We start from the raw sequence: 26382 nt of genomic DNA on the forward strand, positions 1-26382 counted from the left end.
AATCGCGCCTCGGGAGGTGGGGGCTGCTTGGGTTGGGATCAGGTACGCGGTTGGCGGCGGATAAAGTCGTCGGCGATTTCGTCGAAGGTGACGAAGCGCACGCCGGCATGGCTCTGGATGTGTTCGATCAAGCGCTCGAGCATCAGCAGCACTTGCGGGCGGCCGGACACGTCGGGGTGGATGGTCATGGTGAACACCGCGTGTTCGTGCTCGCGGTAGACCCAGTCGAACTGGTCGCGCCACATTTCTTCGAGGTGGCGCGGGTTGACGAAGCCGTGGCTGTTGGGGGCTTTCTTGATGAACATCATCGGCGGCAGGTCGTCGAGGTACCAGTTGGCCGGGATCTCCACCAGATCGGTTTCTTCGCCGCGCACCAGGGGTTTCATCCAGGTGTCGGGGTGCTGGCTGTAGTCGATCTTGGTCCAGCTGTCGCCCTTGCGTACGTAGTAGGGGTGGAAGTCGTTGTGCATCAGGCTGTGGTCGTACTTGATGCCTTTTTTCAGCAACAACTCGTTGGTGACCTTGCTGAATTCCCACCACGGCGCGACGTAGCCGGTGGGGCGTTTGCCGGTGACTTGGGTGATCAACTCGATGGATTTATCGAGGACGATTTCTTCCTGCTCGGCGGTCATCGCAATCGGGTTTTCGTGGCTGTAGCCATGCACGCCGATTTCGTGGCCGGCGTCGGCCACGGCCTTCATCTGCTCGGGGAAGGTTTCCATCGAGTGGCCGGGGATAAACCAGGTGGTGCGCAGGCCGTAGCGTTCGAACAGTTTGAGCAGGCGCGGCGCACCGATTTCACCGGCGAACAGGCCGCGGGAGATGTCGTCGGGCGAGTCTTCGCCGCCGTAGGAACCGAGCCAGCCGGCGACGGCGTCGACGTCGACGCCAAATGCACAGAGGATGTCTTTAGCCATGGTGTTTCTCCTTAAAGGTTGAGGACGGATTCGACGGACAAGGCCGCGCGCAACAGCCGCGCGTCTTCTCCGCTCGGGGCGCTGAGCAGCAGCCCGGTGGGCAGGCCCTGGGCATCGCGGCCGCTGGGTAAGCTGATGCCTGGCATGTCGAGAAAGCTGCCGGGCATGGTCAGGCGCAGGGTGGCGAGGTTGGTTTTGACGAACAGTTCGTCGTCGGCTTCAAGCGGTGCCAATGCCGGGGCGACATGGGCGACGGTGGGGGTGATCAGGATCGCGCCGTCAAGCGCGTCGAGCAGTTGCTGTTGCAGGCGGCGGCGTGCGTCGGTCAGGTGGATCAACTGGCTGGCCGGCAATGTGCGCGCGGCTTCAAGGCGGCGGCGCACGCGGGGGTCGAGGTGTTCGGCGTCAGCACTGTCGAGCAGGGCCTGGTGCAGGGCGAAGGCTTCGAACGCGCCAAGCCAGCCTTGGTGCTTGATCAAGTCCAGGGTGGCCTGGAACGGGGTGCTTTCACGCTCTTCAATCAGCGCACCTTCGGCCTTCAGTCGCTCAACGGCACGCAGCAGGTTGTTGCGCACCGCAGGCTCCACGTCGGCCAGCACGCCTTGTTCCAACACAAAACGCTGCCCTTTCAGGCGGCGGGCAGTGTGCTGCCGGGCACGTCCATGGAGCAGGTCGTCGATGGCCAAGGCATCGCGCACGCTGCGGGTCAACGGGCCAAGGCTGTCGAGGGAACGGGCCAGGGGAAACACACCGTCGCGGCTGTAGCGTCGGCTGCTGCTGCGGTAACCCACCAGGCCGTTGAGCGCCGCCGGAATGCGGATGGAGCCTGCGGTGTCGGTGCCCATGGCGATCGGCACGATACCGGCCGCGACCGCCACCGCCGAACCGGACGACGAGCCGCCGGGAATACGCGCCTGGTCGGTGCCATGGGGATTGTGCGGCGTACCGAAATGCGGGTTCAGGCCCAAACCGGAATAGGCGAGTTCGCTGAGGTTGGTCTTGCCGACACTGACCATCCCGGCACGGCACAACAGGCCCACGCTGGGGGCGTCCAGCAACGCGGCGGGCGCAGTACGGCGGTAAGCGGCACCGGCGGTGGTGATGCTGCCGGCCACATCGAACAGGTCTTTCCAGGCCAGGGGCACGCCATCGAACACGCTCAAGGGCTGGCCGGCACGCCACCGGGCGGCGGACGCTTCGGCTTCACGGCGGGCGCGTTCGGCGGTCAGGGCAATAAATACGCTGGTCGAGCGGCTCGCTTGATCGAGTGCCTGCTCAAGGGCTTGCACCGGGTCGCTGCGACCGCTGGCGAAATCCTCGGCCAGTGAAGTGGCGTCTGACATCAGGGAAACCTCATAAAACGTACATATTCATAAAATGTACATTTTACAAAGGCAGCTTTCGTGCCAGTCTCTGCGTAGCGCTCGTGGCGCGATTACGCATTTTTACCCAGAGCTACGGGATAGATGGTGTTAATCGTTGGAAAAAAATGTGCACCACGCTTGCGAAGCGACTTCAATGAAATAATGTATCTTTTATTAATAAGTACATTTTGGTGCAAAAAAGTAACATTCCTACATTCAAGGCCCCAAAAAAGTGCCACCGACGTGGCGCAGGGTGACAGGCGCAACTTATGAGAGAATCCCCGGCCATCGTCCTACATGCCTTTGAGAAATCGATGAAAGCAGTGTCCGCCTCGGCCTCCCGTTACGCGATGATTCACCAGGTGTTGCGCGACGCGATCGTCAATGGCACCGCGCGCCATGGCCTGGTATTGCTCGAAGCGCCCCTGGCCGAGCTGTTCGGCACCAGCCGCGTGCCGGTGCGCAAGGCGCTGGACCTGCTGCACGCTGAGGGCTTGATCTGCCGCTTCAATGGCCGGGGTTACCTGATCAACCCCGACGGCCTGGCCATGGAGCCGCTGCGCCTGCCCCTGAGCCATGCGCACCTGGGCCTCAATGGCGAGGCCGAACTGGTGGACACCCGGCCGCTGGGCGAACGCATCGTCGAGGAAATCGGCGCGGCGCTGTCCACCTGCATCGCCTTTGGCCATTACCGCCTGGATGAGCAAGCCGCCGCCGACCACTACGGCGTCAGCCGCGCGGTGGTGCGTGAAGCGCTGATGCGCCTGCGCGACCGCGGCCTGGTGGAAAAAGAGCCCTATTCCCAATGGCTGGCGGGGCCCCTGACCGCGCGGGAAGTCACCGAAGATTACGAACTGCGCGCCTGCCTCGAACCCGAAGCCCTGCGCCAGAGTGCCCCGAACCTCGACCGCGACATGCTGGAGGCCATGCTGCAGCGCGTGCTGGATGCCCAGGACAGTCCCCAGTGCAGCCTGGAAGCCATCGAGCAGATCGAAGAGGACCTGCACCAGCGCTGCCTGGCCGGCCTGCAGAACCGCAAGATTGCCGCGCTGATTCGCCAGGGCCAGAGCCCGATGATCATCAGCCGGATTTTTTACCGATTGCTGGGGATCGGTGCCGATCCGGCGATGCTTGCCGAACATCGCTTGATTCTGGAGCTGCTGCTGCATGGCGCATTCGATGCCGCGGCGTTGAACCTGCGCGAGCATTTGCAACGGGCGCGGCAGCGGATGTTACAGCGCTTGAAAGTCCTGTCGGTGCTGCCAGAGCAGCCACTCCCCGCCTACCTTCACAAAATCAGCTGATCCCATGCGGGAGGGTCGCCACAGTAATTTCCTGCAATATGTTGCTATCTCACCCCCACCATTGAAACCACTGCTACCCCGCCCCATCTAAGCTGCATACTTCCTGATGCAGGTGCCCCATGAGCGACCAGCAAGAATTCCCTGATTACGACCTCAACGATTACGCCGACCCCGAAAACGCTGAAACCCCTTCGTCCAATACCGGCCTGGCCCTGCCTGGGCAAAACCTGCCGGACAAGGTCTACATCATCCCGATCCACAATCGGCCCTTCTTCCCGGCACAAGTGCTGCCGGTGATCGTCAACGAAGAGCCGTGGGCCGAGACCCTGGAGCTGGTGAGCAAATCCGACCATCACTCCCTGGCCTTGTTCTTCATGGACACGCCACCCGAAGACCCGCGCCATTTCGACACCTCGAGCCTGCCGCTGTACGGCACCCTGGTGAAGGTGCACCACGCCAGCCGCGAGAACGGCAAGCTGCAATTCGTCGCCCAGGGCCTGACGCGCGTGCGCATCAAGACCTGGCTCAAGCACCATCGCCCACCGTACCTGGTGGAAGTGGAATACCCGCACCAGCCCAGCGAGCCGACCGACGAGGTCAAGGCCTACGGCATGGCGCTGATCAATGCGATCAAGGAACTGCTGCCGCTCAACCCGCTGTACAGCGAAGAGCTGAAGAACTACCTCAACCGCTTCAGCCCCAACGACCCGTCGCCCCTCACCGACTTCGCCGCCGCGCTGACCTCGGCCACCGGTAACGAGCTGCAGGAAGTGCTGGACTGCGTGCCGATGCTCAAGCGTATGGAAAAAGTCCTGCCGATGCTGCGCAAGGAGGTGGAAGTCGCACGCCTGCAAAAAGAACTCTCCGCCGAGGTGAACCGCAAGATCGGCGAACACCAGCGCGAGTTCTTCCTCAAGGAACAGCTCAAGGTCATCCAGCAGGAACTGGGGCTGACCAAGGACGATCGCAGCGCCGACGTCGAACAGTTCGAGCAACGCCTGGAAGGCAAGGTGCTGCCGGCCCAGGCGAAAAAACGTATTGATGAAGAACTGAACAAACTGTCGATCCTCGAAACCGGCTCGCCGGAATACGCCGTCACGCGCAATTACCTGGACTGGGCCACCTCGGTGCCCTGGGGCGTGTATGGCGAGGACAAACTCGACCTCAAGCACGCACGCAAGGTGCTGGACAAGCACCATGCCGGCCTGGATGACATCAAGAGCCGCATCCTCGAGTTTCTCGCGGTGGGCGCCTATAAAGGCGAGGTCGCCGGCTCCATCGTGCTGCTGGTGGGCCCGCCGGGCGTGGGCAAGACCAGCGTGGGCAAGTCCATCGCCGAGTCCCTCGGGCGGCCGTTCTATCGCTTCAGCGTCGGCGGCATGCGCGACGAGGCCGAGATCAAGGGCCATCGCCGCACCTACATCGGCGCCCTGCCGGGCAAGCTGGTGCAGGCGCTTAAAGATGTCGAAGTGATGAACCCGGTGATCATGCTCGACGAGATCGACAAGATGGGCCAGAGCTTCCAGGGCGACCCGGCTTCGGCACTCCTGGAAACCCTCGACCCGGAGCAGAACGTCGAATTCCTCGACCACTACCTCGACCTGCGCCTGGACCTGTCCAAGGTGCTGTTCGTGTGCACCGCCAACACCCTGGACTCGATCCCCGGCCCGCTGCTGGACCGTATGGAAGTGATTCGCCTGTCGGGCTATATCACCGAAGAAAAAGTCGCCATCGCCAAACGCCACCTGTGGCCAAAACAGCTGGAAAAAGCCGGTGTGTCGAAAAACAGCCTGAGCATCAGTGACGGCGCCCTGCGTGCACTGATCGACGGGTACGCCCGTGAAGCCGGGGTGCGCCAGCTGGAGAAACAGCTGGGCAAACTGGTACGCAAGGCGGTGGTCAAGCTGCTGGATGAGCCGAACTCGGTGATCAAGATCGGCAACAAGGACCTGGAAAGCTCCCTCGGCATGCCGGTGTTCCGCAACGAGCAGGTACTGTCGGGTACCGGCGTGATCACCGGCCTGGCCTGGACCAGCATGGGTGGCGCGACCCTGCCGATCGAGGCGACCCGTATCCACACCCTCAATCGCGGCTTCAAGCTCACCGGGCAGTTGGGTGAGGTGATGAAAGAGTCCGCCGAAATCGCCTACAGCTACATCAGCTCCAACCTGAAGTCGTTTGGCGGCGACCCGAAGTTCTTCGACGAAGCCTTCGTGCACTTACACGTACCGGAAGGCGCCACGCCGAAGGACGGCCCGAGCGCCGGGGTGACCATGGCCAGCGCGCTGCTGTCCCTGGCGCGCAACCAAGCGCCGAAAAAAGGCGTGGCCATGACCGGTGAACTGACGTTGACCGGGCATGTGCTGCCGATTGGCGGCGTGCGCGAGAAGGTGATTGCGGCGCGGCGCCAGAAGATCCACGAGCTGATTCTGCCGGAGCCGAACCGTGGCAGTTTTGAAGAGTTGCCGGAGTACCTGAAGGAAGGCATGACGGTGCACTTTGCCAAGCGCTTTGCGGATGTGGCGAAGGTGTTGTTCTGATAGAACGCTAGCGCCTGAACTGGCCTCATCGGGGCAAGCCCCCTCCCACACTTGAATGTGTTCACACATCAACATGTGGGAGGGGGCTTGCCCCCGATGGTATGAGTGGCCGCAACCTGTATCCTGCTTGTAACACCCTGTCTTATCTTCGGTTATGCTCGGTCTTCGTCGCCAAACAACGGAGCCCCCATGACCGCTGCCCGCCTGCTTCTCCCCCTGAGCCTTTGCCTGCTCGCCGCCTGTGCCAGTGCGCCGAAGCAAAACGTCACCGTGGACAACCAGAGCGCCTGCCCTCTGCAACTCAAGACCGGGCAAAACCTGATCCTCACCCTGCCGAGCAACCCCACCACCGGCTACCGCTGGGCCATCCAGGATTCCGCCGGCGGCGTATTGCGGGCCCTGGGCCCCGAGGTGTACAGCAGCTCGGAATCCGGTGTGATCGGCGGCGGCGGCCAGTCCACCTGGCGCTTCCAGGCATTCGCGGCCGGCCAGGGGCGGTTGCGCCTGACCTCCCAGCAACCCTGGGAACCGGAAGCCGAACCCGCCGAGACCTTCGACTGCGCCATTACGGTGAACTGATATGCCATGGCTGATTCTTGCGTTGATGGGCGCCGGCACGTTTATCTACGGCCTGAGCACCCATGCCACGTTGCTGTGCCTGCTGGTCAAGCCGCTGCCGGTGCTGGCGCTGCTGGGTTGGCTGCATGATGCGCCGCCGACCGACTATCGACGCTGGATCAGCCTCGGGCTGATTTTCTCCCTGGTCGGCGATGTGTTGCTGGCCTGGCCGGGCGACCTGTTTATCTTCGGCCTCGGCGCCTTCCTGTTTGCCCACCTGGCCTACCTCAAAGCCTATTGCAGCGACTGTCGCCGTCTGGCGCTGCTGCCGTTGGCGTTGGCGCTGGGCGTGGGCGCGGTCCTGCTGAGCATCCTGATCTCCCATGGCCTCGGTGAACTGCTGATACCGGTGGTGGTTTACGCACTGGTGATCAGCGCCATGCTCTGGCGTGCGCTGGCACGCGTGGGCAGCGATGTGCCGAAACGCTCGGCGCTGCTGGCGGCGGCGGGCGCGGTGTCGTTTGTGTTTTCCGACACGCTGATCGGTATCAATCGGTTTGTGCTGTCGTTCGACGCCGCGCCGTATTTGTTGATCGTCACCTACTGGCTCGGACAGTGGGGCATCACCGCCTCGGCTTTCCATCAGACAACCCGCGCACACGAGGGCCAACTTGGCTAAAATGCCGGCCTTTCCCCTTCGTCGCCGGAACAACCGTGAGCAAAGAACCCGATCGCCTATTCGCCCAGCCCCTGCCCCAGGTGCCGGACTTCGCCTTTAACGAGGACGTGGTGCGGGTGTTCCCGGACATGATCAAGCGTTCGGTGCCCGGTTACCCGACGATTGTCGAAAATCTCGGTGTACTTGCGGCGCAGTTTGCCCAACCCCACAGCGTGCTCTACGACCTGGGCTCGTCCCTGGGCGCGGTGACCCAGGCCTTGCGCCGTCATGTGCGCACCGACGGTTGCCGCGTGATCGCGGTGGATAACTCGGCGGCCATGGTCGAGCGCTGCCGCGAATACCTCAATGGCCAGGACTCGATGTTCCAGGAGCTGCTGCCGGTCGAGGTGATCGACGGCGATATCCTCGCGTTGCAGTTCCAACCGGCCTCGGTGGTGGCGTTGAACTTCACCCTGCAATTCATCGCCCCGGATGAGCGCCTGGCGTTGCTCGGGCGTATCCGCCAGTCGTTATTGCCCGGCGGCGCACTGATCCTTTCGGAAAAGCTGCGCTTCAATGACCTGGAAGAGCAAGCGCTGCTCACCGACCTGCATATCGCGTTCAAACGCGCCAACGGCTACAGCGAACTGGAAATCGCCCAGAAGCGCAGCGCCATCGAAAACGTCATGAAGCCCGACAGCCTCGAAGAACACCGCGAACGCCTGCTGGCAGCCGGGTTCTCGAAAGTCGTGCCGTGGTTCCAGTGTCTTAACTTTGCCTCGTTGATTGCCTTGCCATGATTGATCTGTCCCCCCTCGCCCGCCATCTGGTCGGCACCCCGCTGGCCGTATGGGCCCAAGGCCTGCAAGCGCAGCTCGATAGCAAGATGGAAAAGGGTCATGGCGACCTGGAGCGTTGGCAGAGTGCCCTGGACGCGCTGCCAAAGATCCAGCCCAGCGAAGTCGACTTGCTCAATGGCCTGGTGCTGGACACCGATTGCGACGACGCCACCCGCGCGCAGATGCACACCGCGCTGATGGGCTTAAGCCCGTGGCGCAAGGGCCCGTTCCACCTGTTCGGCGTGCATGTGGACACCGAATGGCGCTCGGACTGGAAGTGGTCGCGTGTGGCCCCGCACCTGGACCTGAAGGGCAAACGCATCCTCGATGTCGGTTGCGGCAACGGTTACTACATGTGGCGCATGCTCGGCGCCGGGGCCGACAGCGTGATTGGCGTCGACCCGAACTGGCTGTTCTTCTGCCAGTTCCAGGCCGTACAGCGTTACCTGTCCGAACCCAAGGCCTGGCACCTGCCGTTCCCGTTTGAAGACCTGCCGGCGAACCTGGAAGGCTTCGACACGGTGTTTTCCATGGGGGTGTTCTATCACCGCCGCTCGCCCATCGAACATCTGCTGGCGCTGAAGGACACCCTGGTCAAGGGTGGCGAACTGGTCCTGGAAACCCTGGTGGTGGAAGGCGACCAGCAACAGGTGCTGGTGCCGGAAGACCGTTATGCGCAGATGCGTAACGTGTGGTTCCTGCCGTCGGTGCCGGCACTGATGCTGTGGCTGCGGCGTGCCGGGTTCAGTGATGTGAGGTGCGTGGATGTGAGCGTGACCACGGTGGAGGAACAGCGCGGAACGGAGTGGATGAAGTATCAATCCCTCAGCGACTTCCTCGATCCGCAGGATCACAGCAAGACGATTGAAGGGCTGCCGGCGCCGATGCGGGCAGTCATCATCGCTAAAAAGTAAGCCCCCAAGCTCCCTGAAAAAATGAAGTGTTCTTTAGAGCGGGGGCTTGGCCCGGCGGGCCTTGAAGAATTCGCTCAACACCGTGCCGCACTCCTCGGCCAGCACCCCGCCTTCAAACAACACCCGATGGTTCAGAAAGCCCTGGGTAAAGAACTGCCCCTGGCTTTGCACGATCCCCGCCTTCGGCTCCAACGCGCCATACACCACCCGCGCGATGCGTGAATGCACGATCAGCCCGGCGCACATGCTGCACGGTTCCAGGGTCACGTACAGCGTACTGCCCGGCAGGCGGTAGTTGCTGACAGCCTGCGCGGCGGCGCGGATGGCGACCATTTCGGCATGGGCACTGGGGTCATTGCCACTGATCGGGCAGTTGAAGCCGCGACCGATGATGTCACCGTCCTGCACCAGCACCGCGCCCACCGGCACTTCGCCCAGCGCCGCGCCTTGGGCGGCAAGGGCCAGGGCTTCGCGCATGAAATCCTGGTCGCGGCTGCGGTCGATGATCGCCGTGGGGCGAAACTGGCGCATCACGCCACCTCGATGGCGGCCATCAGGCCGGTTTCCATATGGTCGATCACGTGGCAGTGGAACATCCACACCCCGGGGTTATCCGCCACCAAGGCCACGCGGGCGCGTTCGTTCTTGCCCAGCAGGTAAGTGTCGGTGAAATACGGGATCACCTTGTGGCGGTTCGAGGCGATCACCTTGAAGCTCATGCCGTGCAAGTGGATCGGGTGCTGGTACTGGGTCATGTTCTTCAATTCGAAAATGTAGCTCTTGCCTTTTTCCAGCTTGGCAATCGGGCGGTCGGCGCAGGTCTTGTCGGTGATGTCCCAGGCCTGGCCGTTAATCTGCCAGAGGCTCGGCGGCTTGCCATTATCGACATTCACCGACACTGAACCGACCCACTCGAAATTGAAGTTGAGTTTCTCCGCATTGGCCAGGTCCGGCTCGGCAATCGGGTTGGCGGGCAATGCCGGTGGCCATTCGGTCGGTGCATCGGTGTTGGCGACTGAGCGGAAAGTGCCCAGGCGCACCGGGCCGTTGCGGATCGACAGTTCTTCACCCGCCGGCGGCGCCTTGATCGCCAGGCAGATACGCATGCCCGGACCCAGCCAGTATTCCTTGCCCAGCGGGCGCGGTTCGACGGGGTTGCCGTCCAGGGCGTAGATCTGCGCTTCGACGTCGGGGATGTTGATGCGATAGGTCAGGGTGTTGTCGAGGTTGAGCAGGCGCACGCGGGTGATCTGCCCGGCAGGCAGGTCGATCACCGCCTGGGAGACGCCATTGATGGTCGACAACCGCCCGGCCGTGCCCCCGCGCGCGGCCTCACGGGGAATGCTGAAGGCGACAAAGGCGCCCTCTTCGTCCACATGCCAGCTCTTCAGGCTGAGGGTGCGTTCGTGTTTGAACCCGGTGGGTTCGCGTTCTTCGATGATCAGCGGGCCGACCAGGCCTCGGCCGAGTTCTTCGCTGCTGTTCACATGGGGGTGATACCAGTAGCTGCCGGCGTCGGGCACGCGGAATGTGTAGTCGAAGTATTCGCCGGGCAGCACCGGCAATTGCGAGACGTAGGGCACGCCGTCCATTTCCAGCGGCAGGCGAATGCCGTGCCAGTGGATCGTGGTAGCGACCGGCAGGTGGTTGATAAAGCGCACCCGCAGCCACTCACCCTGGCGCACGCGCAACTCGGTGCCCGGTGCCGAAGGGCCGAAGGCCCAGGCCTGGGTCTTGTGCCCCGGCACCAGTTCTACGTCGAGCGGCGCGGCGATCAGTTCGTAATCATGCCCCGCTTCGGCTTCGGCGACTTTCCCCAGCCAGTAGCGGTAGGCGCCACCGGCACCGACGCCCACTACGGCCAGGCCTGCAAGACCACCCAGGATTTGTCGACGGGAAAAGGATCGGGACACAACAACCTCACGTATCTGCCGCAGGCACAGGGCCTGCAAAGGGCAGATACGATACACCTGCATTGGCTAAACAGTAAGGCTTCGCATTGCCGCGGATCTGCGATCAGCGCTTGGCGGCCGCCAGGATCAGGGCTTTCATCTCGGCCACCGCGCCTTTGAAACCGACGAACAGCGCGTGGGCCACCAGCGCATGGCCGATGTTCAGCTCGTTGATGCCCTTGATCGCAGCCACCGCTTCGACGTTGTGATAGTGCAGGCCGTGGCCGGCATTGACGATCAGGCCTTCATTGAGGCCGCAGTTCACACCGTCAATGATGCGCTGCAGTTCATCCGCCACCTCGGTCGGTGTGGTGGCGTCGGCGTAACGGCCGGTGTGCAGTTCGATGGCCGGCGCGCCGACACGGCGGGACGCTTCGATCTGGCGTTCGTCGGCGTCGATGAACAGCGAGACTTCGCTGCCGATCTTCGACAGCCGCTCCACCGCAGCCTTGATCCGCGCTTCCTGGCCGGCGACGTCGAGGCCGCCTTCGGTGGTCAGTTCCTGGCGGGTTTCCGGGACCAGGCAGATATGCGCCGGGCGAATGCGCTCGGCGAAGGCCATCATTTCTTCGGTGACGCCCATCTCGAAGTTCATACGGGTTTGCAGCACGTCCTTGAGCAGCAGCACATCGCGCTCCTGGATGTGGCGGCGGTCTTCGCGCAGGTGCACGGTGATGCCGTCGGCACCCGCTTCTTCGGCGTCCAGCGCGGCCTTGACCGGGTCAGGGTAACGGGTGCCCCGGGCCTGGCGCAGGGTAGCGACGTGGTCGATGTTGACGCCAAGAAGAATGCGATTGCTGGTGGTCACGGAAGCGCTCCTGAAAAGGGGAAGAAACGCTGCACAGCATACACGGGGATGTCAGGGCTTTCGAAACAACTCGCGACTGACCAGCGGCCGTCCGCCCAAGTGCACGGCCAGGGCCTGGCGCATCAAGCGCTTGGCGGCGGACAAGGCACCGGGAGCGCTCCAGTCGGCCTCGCTCATGGCCAGCAGTTCGGTGCCCTGGAACAGCCCCGGTTGCAGCAGGTACACACGCTCCAGGCCCGCATCCACCTGCAGGCGGTACATGCCGTCGGCGGCGATGGGGTCGCCGTGCAGGTCGTTGTTCAGTTCGAAGCCGTAGCCCAGGTCGTCAAGCAGGCGCCATTCGAAGGCGCGCAACAGCGGCTCCAGGGGGCGACCCTCGGCCAGGGCCAGCAAGGTGGCGGCGTAGTGATCGAAGACCGCCGGGTGCGGGTCTTCGGCGGGCAACAGGCGGATCAGCAGTTCATTAAGGTAGAGGCCGCTGAACAGTGCATCGCCATTGAGCCAGGCGGAAGTGCCGACGCTTTCCAGGCGGCCGACGTTCTTCAATTCGCCCTTGCCGCGAAACTCCACGTCCAACGCCACGAAGGGGCGCGCCAATGTCCCCGCCTTGCCCCGCGCGCTGCGCAACACCGCGCGCAGGCGGCCTTGGGGCGTGAGGAAATCCACCAGGGCGCTGGTCTCGCGGTAGGCGCGGCTGTGCAGCACATAGGCGAGTTGGCTGGTGGGTGGGGATTGGGACATGGGTTCTCTATCTTGAAAACAACACAAACGTAATGTGGGAGGGGGCTTGCCCCCGATGGCGGTGGTTCAGTCACTTATCTATTAACTGACCCACTGCTATCGGGGGCAAGCCCCCTCCCACATTTTTTGCCCTGCGGTGTCCTTACAGGTCGCCGTAGCCGAGGGAGCGCAGTGCGCGCTCATCATCGGACCAGCCGCCTTTAACCTTCACCCACAGATTGAGCATGATCTTGGAATCGAACAGCAATTCCATGTCCTTGCGCGCTTCGGTGCCGATGCGTTTGATGCGCTCGCCCTTGTCGCCGATGATGATTTTCTTCTGGCCGTCACGTTCGACGAGGATCAGCGCATGGATATGCAGGGTCTTGCCCTGCTGCTTGAACTCTTCGATTTCAACGGTGATCTGGTACGGCAGCTCGGCGCCCATCTGGCGCATGATTTTCTCACGCACCAGTTCGGCGGCGAGGAAACGGCTGCTGCGATCGGTGATCTGGTCTTCCGGGAAGAAGTGCTCGTTCTCCGGCAGGTAACCGGCGATCACGCGCTCCAGGGCTTCGAGGTTGTGCCCGTGCTGGGCCGAGATCGGCATGATCTGGGCGTTCGGCAGTTGCTCCTGCAGCCAGCTCAGGTGCGGCATCAGCTCGGCTTTGTCCTCGATGCGGTCGGTCTTGTTCAACGCGACGATCAAAGGGCCGGTGACGTACTGCACACGCTCGAGGACCATCTGGTCTTCGTCGGTCCACTTGGTGCGGTCGACCACGAAGATCACCACGTCGACGTCTTTCAACGCCGCCGAGGCCGTCTTGTTCATGTAGCGGTTAAGGGCTTTTTCGCCGCCTTTGTGCATGCCCGGGGTGTCGACGTAGACCGCTTGCACGCTGCCTTCGGTCTTGATGCCCAGCATGTTGTGGCGGGTGGTCTGCGGCTTGCGCGAGGTGATTGCAAGCTTCTGGCCGAGGATGTGGTTCAGCAGCGTGGACTTGCCCACGTTAGGGCGGCCGACGATGGCAACATAGCCACAGCGTGTTGCGGTTGAATCAGTCATGGCCATTCTCCACGCCCAGGGCAATCAGTGCTGCAGCGGCCGCTACCTGTTCGGCAATACGACGACTCACACCCTGACCTCGGCTTTTTTCATTCAGTAAGGTGATTTCACATTCCACGAAGAACACGCGGCAATGGGGCTCACCCTGGATATCCACCACTTCGTAGCGTGGCAGGTCGCAACCGCGCGACTGCAGGAATTCCTGCAGGCGGGTCTTCGGATCCTTGTTGGTGTCGACCAGCGTGAGGCTTTCGATCTCGGAGGTCAGCCACGCGGTGACGCGCTCCTTGGCCGCTTCCATGCCTGCATCGAGGTAGATCGCGCCGATCAACGCCTCAAGCGCATCGGCCAGGATCGACTCACGGCGGAACCCGCCGCTCTTCAACTCACCGGAGCCGAGGCGCAGGTACTCACCCAGGCCAAAACCACGAGCCAGCACGGCCAGGGTCTCGCCCTTTACCAGGCGTGCGCGCAAACGCGACAGCTGACCTTCACGGGCTTGGGGAAAGCGCTCGAACAGGGCTTCACCGGCGACGAAATTGAGGATGGCATCACCGAGGAATTCCAGGCGTTCGTTATTACGCCCTGCAAAACTGCGGTGTGTGAGGGCAAGGACCATCAATTCCTGATCCTTGAAGGTGTAGCCGAGCTGGCGCTCGAGACGACTTAGAGAAACGGTCACGGTTTACCCATATCTGTGTGGTGGCACCGGCGGCCATCGACGATTGACGCAGTGTTCAAATTCAAATCCTGTTGGTATTGCACGGGGACGGAAAATGTCCAGGCCCCAGAAAAGCATTCGGCGCTGTGTGCACAGCGCCGCTTGTATTACTTGATCAGCCCGACCCGCGAGAAGTTCGGCAGGTGGCTGAGCTTGGGTTCCGGCCAGCTCATCCAGACCGCAAAGGCCTTGCCGACGATATTCTGGTCGGGAACCATGCCCAGCAGGTCCTTGGGAATGCTGGGGTCATCCCAGTAACGGCTGTCATTGGAGTTGTCGCGGTTGTCGCCCATCATGAAATAGTGCCCGGCCGGCACTTTCCACTCGCCATCAGGCATGGCGCGGTAGCGGCTCATTTCCTTGCGGATTTCGTGCTCTACCGCACCGAGTTTTTCCTGGTACAGCTCGGCACTGCCCAGGCTGTTCGGTTCGGAACCGATCAGCTTCTCGGCCACCGACTCGCCGTTGATGAACAGGCGCTTGTCGCTGGTGTAGCGAATCACGTCGCCCGGCAGGCCTACCACACGCTTGATGTAGTTGACGTTCGGGTCGCTCGGGTAGCGGAACACCATCACATCGCCGCGCTGCGGATCACCGACTTCGATGACCTTCTTGTCGATCACCGGCAGGCGAATCCCGTAGGAAAACTTGTTCACCAGGATGAAGTCGCCCACGTCCAGGGTAGGTTTCATCGAGCCCGACGGGATCTGAAACGGTTCCACCAGGAACGAGCGCAGCACCAGCACGATGAACAACACCGGGAAGAACGACTTGCCGTATTCAACCAGCAAAGGCTCTTTGTTCAGCTTCTCGATCACCATGCCATCGGGCTGGCTGACGCTGCCCTGATAGGACGCGATAGCCGCCCGCCGACGCGGGGCGAAGAACACCAGATCGAGCAACGCCAGGAGACCGCAAACGGCAACGGCGATGACCAGCAACAGCGGGAAATTTAGCGACATAGGACCTAACTATCCAACCTGAGCACCGCAAGGAAGGCTTCTTGTGGAATTTCCACGTTGCCCACTTGCTTCATGCGTTTTTTACCGGCCTTTTGCTTCTCAAGCAGCTTGCGCTTACGGCTGACGTCGCCACCGTAGCATTTGGCCAGTACGTTCTTTCTGAGTGCCTTGACGGAGGTTCGCGCAATGATCTGCCCGCCAATGGCGGCCTGGATCGCGACGTCGAACATCTGGCGCGGAATCAGTTCTTTCATCTTTTCGGTCAACTGGCGACCTTTGTAGTGCGCGTTGTCCTTGTGCACGATCAGTGCCAGGGCATCGACCTTGTCGCCGTTGATCAGCACATCCAGTTTCACCAGATTAGCCGATTGGTAACGGTCGAAATGGTAATCCAGCGAAGCATAGCCGCGACTGGTGGATTTGAGACGGTCAAAGAAGTCCAGGACCACTTCGTTCATCGGCAAATCGTAGGTCACTTGCACCTGGGTACCGAGGAACAGCATGTCGTGCTGCACGCCACGCTTTTCGATACACAGGGTAATGACGTTGCCCAGGTGTTCCTGCGGCACAAGGATATTGGCCCGCACGATCGGTTCGCGCATGTCTTCGATGGAAGACAGGTCTGGGAGCTTGGACGGGTTGTCGACGTAAATCGTTTCACCGTTTTTGAGCAGCAGCTCGAAAATAACCGTCGGCGCCGTGGTGATCAGGTCCAGGTCGTATTCGCGCTCAAGGCGCTCCTGGATGATTTCCATGTGCAGCATGCCGAGGAAGCCGCAGCGGAAGCCGAAGCCCAGGGCGTCGGAGCTTTCCGGGGTGTACTGCAACGACGAGTCGTTGAGGGTCAGCTTTTGCAGGGCTTCGCGGAAGTCTTCGAAGTCGTCGGAGCTGACCGGGAACAGGCCGGCGTAGACCTGCGGCTGGATGCGTTTGAAGCCCGGCAGCACGTCGACGTCAGGGGTGGAGCTCAAGGTCAGGGTGTCACCCACCGGCGCACCGTGAATGTCCTTGATACCGGCGATGATGAAGCCTACTTCACCGGCTTTCAGATCAGTGGTCGCGGTGTGCTTGGGGTTGAATACACCGACGCTGTCCACCAGGTGGATCTTGCCGGTGGACTTGACCAGGATCTTGTCGCCCTTCTTCACACGGCCGTGGCGCACGCGTACCAGGGAGACAACCCCCAGGTAGTTGTCGAACCAGGAGTCGATGATCAACGCTTGCAGCGGATCTTCGTAGTTGCCGGTGGGGGCTGGAATGGTCTTGACCAGGCGCTCGAGCACTTCGTCGACGCCCAGGCCGGTCTTGGCGCTGCACTCGACGGCGTCGGTGGCGTCAATGCCGATGATTTTTTCGATTTCTTCTTTTACGCGGTCCGGATCGGCCTGTGGCAGGTCGATCTTGTTCAGCACCGGCATGACTTCCAGGCCTTGCTCGATGGCGGTGTAGCAGTTGGCCACGGACTGGGCTTCAACGCCCTGGCCCGCGTCCACCACCAGCAGCGCACCTTCGCAGGCCGCCAGGGAGCGGCTGACTTCATAGGTGAAGTCCACGTGGCCCGGGGTGTCAATGAAGTTCAGCTGGTACTTGATACCGTCTTTGGCTGTGTAGTACAGGGTAACGCTGTGGGCCTTGATGGTGATCCCGCGCTCGCGTTCGAGGTCCATGGAGTCCAGCACCTGGGCTTCCATTTCACGCTCGGCAAGGCCGCCGCACATCTGGATGAATCGATCGGCCAGCGTCGACTTACCATGGTCAATGTGGGCGATGATGGAGAAATTGCGGATATGACTCAAATCACTCACGGATCAACACTCAAAAAGGCTGCAGGCAGATTGCCCGCTGAAAAATAGCCGGGAATTGTACCTGATGCTCAGGCCGGGCGTCATCTTTGCTGACCAGAACAAAAATGCCCCACTCATCCGAGCGGGGCATTTTTTATCCATCGGTGCGCTATCAGCCCGCTCGGCGCAGCAGCCAGAAGCCGGCCAGGGCGCAGATGGCCGTCGGCACCAGCACTGCAAACAGTGGCGAGAACCCGAACACCAGGCTCGACGGGCCGAGCAGGTCCTGGGCAATGCGGAAGGTGAAACCGACCAGCACGCCCGTGAATACCCGCTGACCGAGGGTCACGGAGCGCAACGGACCGAAGATGAACGAGATCGCCATCAACACCAGTGCGGCGGTCACCACCGGCTGCAACACCTTGACCCAAAATGCCAGCCAGTAACGACCGTTATTCAAGCCTTGATCCTTCAGGTAGTGGATATAGCCCCACAACCCGGAGATCGGCAGGCTTTCGGGGATCATCACCACTGTATTGAGCAGTTCCGGCTTGAGGGCGATATCCCACTCTTCACTCGGCACATTGATCACTTCGGTGCTGGCCTTGATGCCTTGGCCGACATTGCGGAAGTGAGTCGTGGTGACGTCGGTCAGTTGCCACTTTTCGTCGCCGTACTGCGCGCGTTTGGCGAAACTGGACGACAGCATGTGACGTTCCTTGTCGAACGTGTAGCGCGTCACACCGATCAACAGCCCGCCCGGTTGCACGGCGTTGATGTGGATGAACTCATCACCCTGGCGGTGCCACAGGCCATGCTTGGCGCTTTGTGCATCACCCGAGCCCTGGGCCAGGGCGCGATTGGCCTGGGCGGTGGTTTCGGCCGGCGGCGCGACGTATTCACCGATCAGCACGCTGCACAGCATCAGCAGCAACATTGGCTTCATGACCGCCCAGACGATACGCCCGATGGACACACCGGCGGCGCGCATGATGGTCAGTTCGCTGTTGCTGGCCAGGCTGCCCAGGCCGATCAGGCAACCGATCAGCGCGGCCATCGGCATCATGTCGTAGAGACGACGCGGCGCGGTGAGTGCCACGTAGCTGAGCACGTCCCATACGGTATAGGTGTCGCTGACGTTGCCGACTTCATCGATGAAGGCGAACAACGAGGCCAGGCCCAGGATAATGCCCAGTACCGCCAGGATGGCGATCAGGACGCTGCTACCAATGTAGCGATCGAGCTTAGCCACGAGCCAACTCCTTCTGGCCACGACGGCTCATCATTTTCAAACGAATAGGCTCCCAATACAGCAGCCCCAGACCGATCACCAGGAACATGCCGTGCACCCACCACAGGCCCAGGACCGGCGACAGCTTGCCTTTCTCCAGGGAGCCACGGGCGGAAATCAGGATGGTGAGGTAAGCCATGTACAGCAGGATCGCCGGCAACAGCTTGAGGAAACGGCCCTGGCGCGGGTTGACGCGCGACAGCGGCACGGCCATCAGGGTCACGATAAACACCAGCAGCGGCAGGGAAATCCGCCATTGCAGCTCGGCGATGGAACGCAGTTCCTTGCTGCCGAGCAGGTCCGCCGTGGGGATGGCGTCGCGGTCGGTGACTTCGTCGCTGATGTCCGGGCGGGCCAGCATCACGCCATAGGTGTCGTACTTGATCGCGCGATAGTCGGCCATGCCTGGACTGCCATCGTAGCGATAGCCATTTTCCAGGATCAGGTAGCGGCTGCCGTCAGGACGCACTTCCTGGCGGCCCGAATCGGCCACCAGCACGGAAATGCCCCGGTCTTTCTTGTCCTGGCCAAACCGTTTCTCGGAGATGAACACACCGCCCAGGTTGGCGCGGTCGTCGGTCAGGGTTTCCGTGTAAGTCACCCGTGAACCGTCATTGAGTGCCTGGAAACGGCCCGGCTCGAGGGTGTCGAACTCGGTCATCGCGTCCTGCTTGTTCAGCACCAGCTGGAACTGCATGGCGCCCTGGGGAGCCAGGCTCAGGCTCAACCAGGCCACGATCAGCGCAACGCCGGCCGCCGGAATCATGGTCATGCCCAGCAGGCGCTGCTGGCTCATGCCGGTGGCCGAGAGCACGGTCATTTCACTTTCAAGGTACAAGCGGCCGTAGGCCAGCAGGATGCCGAGGAACAGGCCCAGCGGCAGGATCAGCTGCAAGAATCCCGGCAGGCGAAAGCCCATGATCAGGAACAGCGAGCCTGGGTCCAGGGCGCCGGAGGCAGCCTGGGCCAGGTATTTGACGAAACGACCACTCATGATGATGACCAGCAGGACCGCACTCACGGCACTCAGGGTCAACAGGACTTCGCGGGACAGATAACGGAAGACGATCAAACCAGACACTCCAGGGTTGTCAGGCTAAGGCGGCCAAACAAGCAAGCATACCGAGTCAGCCCGTTTGCACCGGGCCGGCTAAAAAGATGGCGCATTATCCTGTGATTGACCGCGCCTGTCACTGCGCAACCTCATGCGCACGCACAAAGCTGGTGGCAAGGGTTGTCAGGCTCCGCCGGCGAGGTTCAAACTGCGGCCTTTGTCGCTGGCGGTTTACACAGCCGCCAAGCTTTAAAGCCTGCGTACAGACGCCAGGCTCTCAGACCTTATATAAGGGACCCGAAAATGGAATTGGTTGTAAAAAGCGTTAGCCCCGAAACGTTGAAAACCGCCACCCTCGTGGTCGCCATCGGCGAAGGCCGCAAGCTCGGCGTAGCCGCCAGGCAGCTCGACGAACTCAGCGGCGGCGCGATCAGCGCGGTCCTCAAGCGCGGCGACCTGGCCGGCAAAGTCGGCCAGAGCCTGCTGCTGCAAAGCCTGCCCAACCTGAAAGCCGACCGCGTATTGCTGGTGGGCGTGGGCAAGGACGCTGAACTGGGCGACCGTCCGTTCCGCAAGATCATCAGCGGCATCCTCAACACCCTCAAGGGCCTGGGCGGCAGCGATGCGGCACTGGCGCTCGATGAAATCGTCGTCAAAGGCCGTGACAGCTACGGCAAGACCCGCCTGCTGGCCGAAACCCTGGTGGACGGCGGCTACATTTTCGATCAGTTCAAGAGCCAGAAAACCGAACCCCGCGCCCTGAAGAAAATCACCCTGCTGACCATCAAGGCCGCCCAGGCTGAAGTCGAGCGCGCCGTGACCCACGCCCAGGCCATCGCCAATGGCATGTCGTTCACCCGCGACCTGGGCAACCTGCCGCCGAACATCTGCCACCCGACCTACCTGGGCGAACAGGCCAAGGCATTGGGTAAAGAGTTCAAGGGCCTGAAAGTCGAAGTTCTGGACGAGAAGAAGATCAAGGAACTGGGCATGGGCTCGTTCTATGCCGTGGGCCAGGGCAGCGACCAGCCACCACGCCTGATCGTCATGCAATACAACGGCGGCAAGAAGTCCGAGAAGCCTTACGCCCTGGTCGGCAAAGGCATCACCTTCGACACCGGCGGCATCAGCCTCAAGCCGGGCCTGGGCATGGACGAGATGAAGTACGACATGGGCGGCGCCGCCAGCGTGTTCGGCACCCTGCGCGCCGTGCTGGAACTGAAGCTGCCGATCAACCTGGTGTGCATCCTGGCCTGCGCCGAGAACATGCCCAGCGGCGGCGCGGCCCGTCCGGGCGACATCGTCACCACCCTCAGCGGCCAGACCGTGGAAATCCTCAACACCGACGCCGAAGGCCGCCTGGTGCTGTGCGATGCCCTGACCTACGCCGAGCGCTTCAAGCCACAGGCCGTGATCGACATCGCCACCCTGACCGGCGCCTGCATCGTGGCCCTGGGTTCCCACACCTCGGGCCTGCTGGGCAATAACGACGAGCTGATCGAGCAACTGCTCAGCGCCGGCAAGGCCGCCGACGACCGCGCCTGGCAACTGCCGCTGTTCGATGAGTACCAGGAACAGCTGGACAGCCCGTTCGCCGACATCGCCAACATCGGCGGCCCGAAAGCCGGCACCATCACGGCTGCGTGCTTCCTGTCGCGCTTCGCCAAGAACTTCAACTGGGCACACCTGGACATCGCCGGCACCGCCTGGACCAGCGGCGGCAAGGACAAGGGCGCCACCGGCCGTCCGGTGCCATTGCTGACCCAATACCTGCTGGACCGCGCCAAAGCCTGACACTGAAGATGCCGGGGCGGTGATCTCGCCGCCCCGGCCTCAGGAACCGCAATGACCCAAGTCGACTTCTATATATTGCCCAGCGCCGATCCGCTCGCGCGCCTGGACTTCGCCTGCAAACTCACCGAGAAAGCCTGGCGCATGGGCCACCGCATCTACCTGCATTGCAGCGATGCCGCCCAACGCGACGAGCTCGACGCCCGCCTGTGGCGTTTCAAGGGCGAAAGCTTCGTGCCCCACGGCCCCGCAGAATCAGAACCCGAAGGCCAGGTTGTCCTGGGCTTGGGGGACAGTTGCGGCAATCACCAGGACCTGCTGGTCAACCTGGACCTGAAAGTACCGCCTTTTGCCAAGGCCTTCGCCCGTGTGGCGGAAGTGGTGGTGGAAGATCCGGCTATTCGTCAGGCCGCGCGGGAGAGTTTCCGTTTCTACCGCGAACAGGGCTATCCTTTGCAAGATCACCGGCTACAACGACTTTGAGTACATGATGGACACTCCCAACCCGACAAAAAAAGATGACCACCTGCTGGACGACCTCGAGTCGATTCGTCAGTTGCTGGGTGATGATGACTTGCAACCGCCGCTATTGACCGAACAGGCCGATGGCGAGGTACAGATTCCGCTGTTGTTCGACATGGTCGGCGGCAAGCAGGTCGCCCCGGAACCGGTTGTCGAAGCCCCCGCTGTCGTGGACGCTGCCCCTGCTGCGGCTGAAAAAGGTCCCGACGCCCTGCTGCTGCACCTGGACAACGAACTGCGTGCCGCTGCGCAATTGATCATGCAAGACGTGATCGACGACTTTGCCCCCCATATCGAAACCGAGATCAAGCGCCGGATGGATGCACGGATGGAGCGGCTGCTCAGCCAGTACCAGTCTTGAACCGTCCATAGATCCCCTGTGGGAGGTGGCAAACTCCTCCCACATTTGATTGCCTGCACCTTAAGCCCGCCTTCGCCTCGCCCTGCGCCCTATCCCCCGTTATACTTGCCGGCTTTCCTGAATATATGCCAACTAGGGTCCCGCCGCGCATGGATAAGACCTACCAGCCGCACGCTATTGAAACTTCCTGGTACAACACCTGGGAGTCCGAGAACTATTTCGCTCCGCAAGGCGCGGGCGAGTCCTACACCATCATGATTCCGCCACCGAACGTCACTGGCAGCCTGCACATGGGCCATGGCTTCAACAATGCGATCATGGATGCGTTGATCCGTTTCCGCCGCATGCAGGGCCGCAACACCCTGTGGCAACCGGGTACCGACCACGCTGGTATCGCCACCCAGATGCTGGTGGAGCGCCAACTCGAAGCCACCGGCCAGAACCGTCACGACCTGGGTCGCGAGAAATTCCTGGAAAAAATCTGGGAGTGGAAAGACCAGTCCGGCGGCAACATCAGCCGTCAGATCCGTCGCCTCGGTTCGTCCGTCGATTGGAGCCGAGAGCGCTTCACCATGGATGACGGCCTGTCGGAATCGGTGAAAGAAGCCTTCGTGCGCCTGCATGAAGACGGCCTGATCTACCGCGGCAAGCGCCTGGTCAACTGGGACACCAAGTTGCACACGGCAATTTCCGACCTTGAAGTGGAGAACCACGACGAGAAAGGTTTCCTGTGGAACCTCAAGTACCCACTGGCGGACGGTGCCAGGACCGCTGAGGGCAACGACTACCTGATCGTCGCCACCACCCGTCCGGAAACCATGCTTGGCGACGCCGCCGTCGCGGTCAACCCGAACGACGAGCGCTACCAGGCACTGATCGGCAAGTTCGTCGAGTTGCCGCTGGTAGGCCGCCGCATCCCGATCATCGCCGACGATTACTGCGACCCTGAATTCGGCACCGGCTGCGTGAAAATCACCCCGGCCCACGATTTCAACGACTACGAAGTCGGCAAGCGCCACAACCTGCCGCTGTTGAATATCTTCGACAAGAATGCCGCGGTGCTGCCGGCCTGCCAGGTGTTCAACCTGGACGGTACGCTGAACGAGAGCATCGACGGCAAGATCCCGACCGAATACGCCGGCCTTGACCGTTTCGAAGCGCGCAAGCAGATCGTTGCTGCCTTCGACGCTGCCGGCCTGCTGGTCAGCGTCGACGACCACGCCCTGAAAGTGCCGAAGGGCGACCGCTCCGGCACCGTGATCGAGCCTTGGCTGACCGACCAATGGTACGTGTCCACCAAGCCCCTGGCCGAGCCGGCGATTGCTGCCGTGGAGGACGGGCGTATCCAGTTCGTGCCCAAGCAGTACGAAAACATGTACTTCTCGTGGATGCGCGACATCCAGGATTGGTGCATCAGCCGCCAGCTGTGGTGGGGCCATCGCATTCCGGCCTGGTACGACGAGTCGGGCAAGGTCTACGTGGGCCGCGACGAAGCCGAAGTACGCGCCAAGCACAACCTCGGCCCGGACGTGGCACTGCAACAGGACAACGACGTACTGGACACCTGGTTCAGCTCGGGCCTGTGGACGTTCTCCACCCTCGGCTGGCCGCAGCAGACCGAATTCCTGAAGAAATTCCACTCCACCGACGTGCTGGTCACCGGCTTCGACATCATTTTCTTCTGGGTTGCCCGGATGATCATGCTCACCATGCACTTGGTGAAGAACGAGGACGGCACCCCGCAGGTACCGTTCAAGACCGTGTACGTGCACGGCCTGGTGCGGGATGGCCAGGGCCAGAAGATGTCCAAGTCCAAGGGCAACGTCCTCGACCCGCTGGACATCATCGACGGCATCGATTTGGAAACCCTGGTGCAGAAACGCACCTCGGGCCTGATGCAGCCGAAACTGGCGAAGAAGATCGAGAAGCAGACCCGCGACGAATTCGCCGACGGCATTGCCAGCTACGGCACCGATGCGCTGCGCTTCACCTTCTGCTCGCTGGCGTCCACCGGTCGCGACATCAAGTTCGACATGGGCCGCGTCGAAGGCTATCGCAACTTCTGCAACAAGATCTGGAACGCCGCGCGCTACGTGCTGGACAAAGGCGAAGACTGCGGCCAGAACGGCGAGGCCATCGAGCTGTCCCTGGCGGATCGCTGGATCATCTCGCAATTGCAGCGCACCGAAGCCGAAGTGACCCGTCAACTCGACCAGTTCCGTTTCGACCTGGCCGCACAGGCCTTGTACGAGTTCATCTGGAACCAGTATTGCGACTGGTACCTGGAACTGTCCAAGCCCGTACTGTGGGACGAGAACGCGCCGATCGAGCGTCAGCGCGGCACCCGTCACACCCTGGTACGCGTGCTCGAAGTCGCCCTGCGCCTGGCGCATCCGTTCATGCCGTTCATCACCGAAGAAATCTGGCAGCGCCTCGCGCCGCTGGCCGGCAAAGACGGCAAGACCATCATGCTGCAACCTTGGCCGGTGGCCAACGAAGCACGCATCGATGAGGCCGCCGAAAGCGACATCGAATGGCTCAAGACCCTGATGCTCGGCACGCGCAACATCCGCGCCGAAATGAACATCGGCCCGGGCAAGCCCCTGGCGGTATTCGTGAAGAACGCCAGCGCCGAAGACCAGCGTCGTCTCACCGAGAACGATGCGCTGCTCAAGAAGCTGGCGAAGCTGGAATCGATCACCGTATTGGCGGATGGCGCCGAAGCGCCACTGTCGGCGACCGCGCTGGTCGGCGACATGGAAGTGCTGGTGCCGATGGCCGGCCTGATCGACAAGGGCGCGGAACTGGCCCGTCTCGACAAGGAAATCCTGCGCCTGCAAGGTGAAGTGGCGCGGGTGGGCGGCAAGCTGTCCAACGCGGCATTCGTCGACAAGGCACCGGCTGAAGTAATCGATAAGGAACGCGCCAAGCTGGCCGAGGCCGAACAAGCTTTGGGCAAGCTGGCGGAGCAACATGCGCGGATTTCCAGCCTCTAAGGGGCAATCCGTGTGAAAAAAAGAGACCTTCGGGTCTCTTTTTTTGCCTGGTGTTTCCCAATCCATTGCTGGCAATACAGTCAATGTGGGAGGGGGCTTGCCCCCGATGGCGATCTGTCAGCCAGGCTAGTCTTGACTGATCCACCGCTATCGGGAGCAAGCCCCCTCCCACATTTGACCGAGTTATCCTCGGGAATGTGTGACAATGGCCGCCACTTTGAGCCAACACCAGAATCATCATGACCGCCCCCACTACGCCCAAACCTCCACGCAAGAAGCCTAAGACCGCAGCCACGGCCAAACCCGTCGCGCCGCGCAAAGAGGCTACCCTGCACCCACGCAACCGCCACACAGGCCGTTACGACTTCCCGGCGCTGATCAAGACCACGCCGGAACTGGCGCAATACGTGATCATCAACCCCTATGGCAAAGAGAGTATCGACTTCGCCAGCCCGGACGCGGTACGGGTGTTCAACCGGGCGTTGCTCAAAGCCTTCTATGGCATCCAGCATTGGGACATCCCGGCGGATTACCTGTGCCCGCCGGTACCGGGACGTGCCGACTACGTGCACTTCCTCGCCGACCTGCTGGCCAGTGTCAACGAGGGCAAGATCCCGCGCGGTTCAATCGTCAAGGTGCTGGACATCGGCATGGGCGCCAACTGCGTCTACCCGCTGATTGGCTATATGGAGTACCGCTGGAACTTCCTCGGCTCGGAGGTCGACCCCATCGCCGTGGCCGCCGCCAAGGCCATCGTGCAGTCCAATGACCTGAGCAAGGTCATCCAGTTGCGCCAGCAGGAAAACCCCAAGCACATCCTGCTGGGCCTGCTGGAACCGGGTGAGCGTTTTGACCTGACCATGTGCAACCCACCGTTCCATGCGTCCATGGACGAAGCCACCAAGGGCAGCGAGCGCAAGTGGCGCGCCCTGGGCCGGGCCGATCCCAAGCGCAAATTGCCGGTGCTCAACTTCGGTGGCCAATCGGCCGAGTTGTGGTGTGAAGGCGGTGAAGCACGCTTCGTGACGCAGTTGATCGCCGAGAGTGCGCACTTTGCCCACAAGGTGTTGTGGTTCAGCACCCTGGTGTCAAAAGCGTCAAACTTGCCCGCGATCGAGACCGCCCTGAAAAAAGCCGGCGTGCTGGAAAGCCAGGTGGTGGAAATGTCCCAGGGCCAGAAGCAGAGCCGTTTCGTGGCTTGGACCTTCCAGACCAAGAACGAACAGCAGATCTGGCGCCAGCGCTGGGTGAGATAGAGAC

The 26382-nt window shown here is 61.9% G+C and carries 23 protein-coding genes; 11 read left to right on the plus strand and 12 right to left on the minus strand.

All coding sequences use genetic code 11. The features are described 5' to 3' along the window. Positions 1–38: 38 nt before the first annotated feature. Both AC07OT_RS04870 and AC07OT_RS04875 read right to left on the minus strand, forming a co-directional pair. Positions 39–917, minus strand: coding sequence for a polysaccharide deacetylase family protein (locus AC07OT_RS04870; RefSeq protein ID WP_003234086.1), 879 nt, complete (start codon positions 915–917; stop codon positions 39–41). An 11-nt stretch (positions 918–928) separates the two neighbouring features. After that, positions 929–2260, minus strand: coding sequence for an amidase (locus AC07OT_RS04875; RefSeq protein ID WP_495107606.1), 1332 nt, complete (start codon positions 2258–2260; stop codon positions 929–931). Positions 2261–2595: 335 nt separating this feature from the next. Between AC07OT_RS04875 and AC07OT_RS04880 the strand changes: the two genes are divergently transcribed. From AC07OT_RS04880 to cmoB, 6 genes are all read left to right on the plus strand, one after another. After that, a complete protein-coding gene (locus AC07OT_RS04880; protein WP_090408980.1) occupies positions 2596–3585 on the plus strand; it encodes a GntR family transcriptional regulator in 990 nt (329 codons plus the stop codon). Positions 3586–3704: 119 nt separating this feature from the next. Further along, complete coding sequence (lon, locus tag AC07OT_RS04885; protein ID WP_027604652.1) at positions 3705–6125, plus strand: endopeptidase La; 2421 nt, start codon at positions 3705–3707, stop codon at positions 6123–6125. 189 nt (positions 6126–6314) lie between these two features. After that, the gene (locus AC07OT_RS04890) at positions 6315–6704 is read left to right on the plus strand and encodes a protease inhibitor I42 family protein (protein WP_092356250.1); all 390 of its coding nucleotides are present in this window, start codon (positions 6315–6317) and stop codon (positions 6702–6704) included. A gap of 1 nt (position 6705) precedes the next feature. Continuing rightward, positions 6706–7362: a lysoplasmalogenase gene (locus AC07OT_RS04895; protein ID WP_495107607.1), complete on the plus strand. Its 657-nt coding sequence runs from the start codon at positions 6706–6708 to the stop codon at positions 7360–7362. A gap of 35 nt (positions 7363–7397) precedes the next feature. Then, a complete protein-coding gene (gene cmoA, locus AC07OT_RS04900; protein ID WP_495107608.1) occupies positions 7398–8141 on the plus strand; it encodes a carboxy-S-adenosyl-L-methionine synthase CmoA in 744 nt (247 codons plus the stop codon). Continuing rightward, on the plus strand, positions 8138–9094 hold the full coding sequence (gene cmoB / locus AC07OT_RS04905) for a tRNA 5-methoxyuridine(34)/uridine 5-oxyacetic acid(34) synthase CmoB (protein ID WP_065938637.1): 957 nt from the start codon (positions 8138–8140) through the stop codon (positions 9092–9094). Before cmoA ends, cmoB begins: the two co-directional genes overlap by 4 nt. A 33-nt stretch (positions 9095–9127) precedes the next feature. Here the strand turns inward: cmoB and tadA are convergent, their stop codons facing one another. The 10 genes from tadA to lptF form a co-directional block, all read right to left on the minus strand. Then, positions 9128–9625, minus strand: a complete 498-nt coding sequence (gene tadA, locus AC07OT_RS04910) for a tRNA adenosine(34) deaminase TadA (RefSeq protein WP_027604657.1) — start codon at positions 9623–9625, stop codon at positions 9128–9130. After that, the gene (locus tag AC07OT_RS04915) at positions 9625–11007 is read right to left on the minus strand and encodes a multicopper oxidase family protein (RefSeq protein ID WP_027604658.1); all 1383 of its coding nucleotides are present in this window, start codon (positions 11005–11007) and stop codon (positions 9625–9627) included. Before AC07OT_RS04915 ends, tadA begins: the two co-directional genes overlap by 1 nt. A gap of 103 nt (positions 11008–11110) precedes the next feature. Further along, on the minus strand, positions 11111–11854 hold the full coding sequence (gene pdxJ, locus AC07OT_RS04920; protein ID WP_027604659.1) for a pyridoxine 5'-phosphate synthase: 744 nt from the start codon (positions 11852–11854) through the stop codon (positions 11111–11113). A gap of 51 nt (positions 11855–11905) precedes the next feature. Beyond that, positions 11906–12595 (minus strand): DNA repair protein RecO, encoded by a 690-nt coding sequence (recO, locus tag AC07OT_RS04925; protein ID WP_065938635.1) that lies wholly within the window; start codon positions 12593–12595, stop codon positions 11906–11908. A 142-nt stretch (positions 12596–12737) separates the two neighbouring features. Then, positions 12738–13640 (minus strand): GTPase Era, encoded by a 903-nt coding sequence (gene era / locus AC07OT_RS04930; protein WP_027604661.1) that lies wholly within the window; start codon positions 13638–13640, stop codon positions 12738–12740. Then, positions 13633–14322, minus strand: a complete 690-nt coding sequence (gene rnc / locus AC07OT_RS04935) for a ribonuclease III (RefSeq protein WP_027604662.1) — start codon at positions 14320–14322, stop codon at positions 13633–13635. Before rnc ends, era begins: the two co-directional genes overlap by 8 nt. Before the next feature lie 146 nt (positions 14323–14468). Then, the gene (gene lepB, locus AC07OT_RS04940) at positions 14469–15323 is read right to left on the minus strand and encodes a signal peptidase I (protein WP_027604663.1); all 855 of its coding nucleotides are present in this window, start codon (positions 15321–15323) and stop codon (positions 14469–14471) included. 5 nt (positions 15324–15328) lie between these two features. After that, on the minus strand, positions 15329–17128 hold the full coding sequence (lepA, locus tag AC07OT_RS04945; RefSeq protein WP_027604664.1) for a translation elongation factor 4: 1800 nt from the start codon (positions 17126–17128) through the stop codon (positions 15329–15331). A gap of 151 nt (positions 17129–17279) precedes the next feature. Beyond that, on the minus strand, positions 17280–18359 hold the full coding sequence (gene lptG, locus AC07OT_RS04950; protein ID WP_495107609.1) for an LPS export ABC transporter permease LptG: 1080 nt from the start codon (positions 18357–18359) through the stop codon (positions 17280–17282). Then, the gene (lptF, locus tag AC07OT_RS04955) at positions 18352–19470 is read right to left on the minus strand and encodes an LPS export ABC transporter permease LptF (RefSeq protein ID WP_027604666.1); all 1119 of its coding nucleotides are present in this window, start codon (positions 19468–19470) and stop codon (positions 18352–18354) included. The genes lptG and lptF overlap by 8 nt, the downstream gene beginning before the upstream one ends. 285 nt (positions 19471–19755) lie before the next feature. On the opposite strand from lptF, the gene AC07OT_RS04960 reads away from it, so the two are divergent. From AC07OT_RS04960 to rlmF, 5 genes are all read left to right on the plus strand, one after another. Then, positions 19756–21246: a leucyl aminopeptidase gene (locus tag AC07OT_RS04960; protein WP_065924182.1), complete on the plus strand. Its 1491-nt coding sequence runs from the start codon at positions 19756–19758 to the stop codon at positions 21244–21246. A 51-nt stretch (positions 21247–21297) separates the two neighbouring features. After that, complete coding sequence (locus tag AC07OT_RS04965; protein WP_027604668.1) at positions 21298–21726, plus strand: DNA polymerase III subunit chi; 429 nt, start codon at positions 21298–21300, stop codon at positions 21724–21726. Between the two features lie 7 nt (positions 21727–21733). After that, positions 21734–22126 (plus strand): DNA polymerase III subunit chi, encoded by a 393-nt coding sequence (locus AC07OT_RS04970; RefSeq protein ID WP_115487676.1) that lies wholly within the window; start codon positions 21734–21736, stop codon positions 22124–22126. A 149-nt stretch (positions 22127–22275) separates the two neighbouring features. Next, positions 22276–25122, plus strand: a complete 2847-nt coding sequence (locus AC07OT_RS04975) for a valine--tRNA ligase (RefSeq protein ID WP_495107610.1) — start codon at positions 22276–22278, stop codon at positions 25120–25122. 239 nt (positions 25123–25361) lie between these two features. After that, a complete protein-coding gene (rlmF, locus tag AC07OT_RS04980; protein WP_141156837.1) occupies positions 25362–26378 on the plus strand; it encodes a 23S rRNA (adenine(1618)-N(6))-methyltransferase RlmF in 1017 nt (338 codons plus the stop codon). Positions 26379–26382: the final 4 nt, after the last annotated feature.

Source organism: Pseudomonas sp. GW821-FHT09C10 (genome assembly GCF_059418085.1).

Coding starts and splice junctions, on each gene's coding strand:
- lon (WP_027604652.1), top strand. CDS start 3,705: ATGAGCGACCAGCAAGAATTCCCTGATTACGACCTCAACGATTACGCC.
- tadA (WP_027604657.1), bottom strand. CDS start 9,625: ATGCGCCAGTTTCGCCCCACGGCGATCATCGACCGCAGCCGCGACCAG.
- cmoB (WP_065938637.1), top strand. CDS start 8,138: ATGATTGATCTGTCCCCCCTCGCCCGCCATCTGGTCGGCACCCCGCTG.
- era (WP_027604661.1), bottom strand. CDS start 13,640: ATGACTGATTCAACCGCAACACGCTGTGGCTATGTTGCCATCGTCGGC.
- AC07OT_RS04870 (WP_003234086.1), bottom strand. CDS start 917: ATGGCTAAAGACATCCTCTGTGCATTTGGCGTCGACGTCGACGCCGTC.
- AC07OT_RS04965 (WP_027604668.1), top strand. CDS start 21,298: ATGACCCAAGTCGACTTCTATATATTGCCCAGCGCCGATCCGCTCGCG.
- AC07OT_RS04895 (WP_495107607.1), top strand. CDS start 6,706: ATGCCATGGCTGATTCTTGCGTTGATGGGCGCCGGCACGTTTATCTAC.
- AC07OT_RS04960 (WP_065924182.1), top strand. CDS start 19,756: ATGGAATTGGTTGTAAAAAGCGTTAGCCCCGAAACGTTGAAAACCGCC.
- AC07OT_RS04890 (WP_092356250.1), top strand. CDS start 6,315: ATGACCGCTGCCCGCCTGCTTCTCCCCCTGAGCCTTTGCCTGCTCGCC.
- AC07OT_RS04880 (WP_090408980.1), top strand. CDS start 2,596: ATGAAAGCAGTGTCCGCCTCGGCCTCCCGTTACGCGATGATTCACCAG.
- lepB (WP_027604663.1), bottom strand. CDS start 15,323: ATGTCGCTAAATTTCCCGCTGTTGCTGGTCATCGCCGTTGCCGTTTGC.
- AC07OT_RS04975 (WP_495107610.1), top strand. CDS start 22,276: ATGGATAAGACCTACCAGCCGCACGCTATTGAAACTTCCTGGTACAAC.
- AC07OT_RS04970 (WP_115487676.1), top strand. CDS start 21,734: ATGGACACTCCCAACCCGACAAAAAAAGATGACCACCTGCTGGACGAC.
- recO (WP_065938635.1), bottom strand. CDS start 12,595: ATGTCCCAATCCCCACCCACCAGCCAACTCGCCTATGTGCTGCACAGC.
- AC07OT_RS04875 (WP_495107606.1), bottom strand. CDS start 2,260: ATGTCAGACGCCACTTCACTGGCCGAGGATTTCGCCAGCGGTCGCAGC.
- rlmF (WP_141156837.1), top strand. CDS start 25,362: ATGACCGCCCCCACTACGCCCAAACCTCCACGCAAGAAGCCTAAGACC.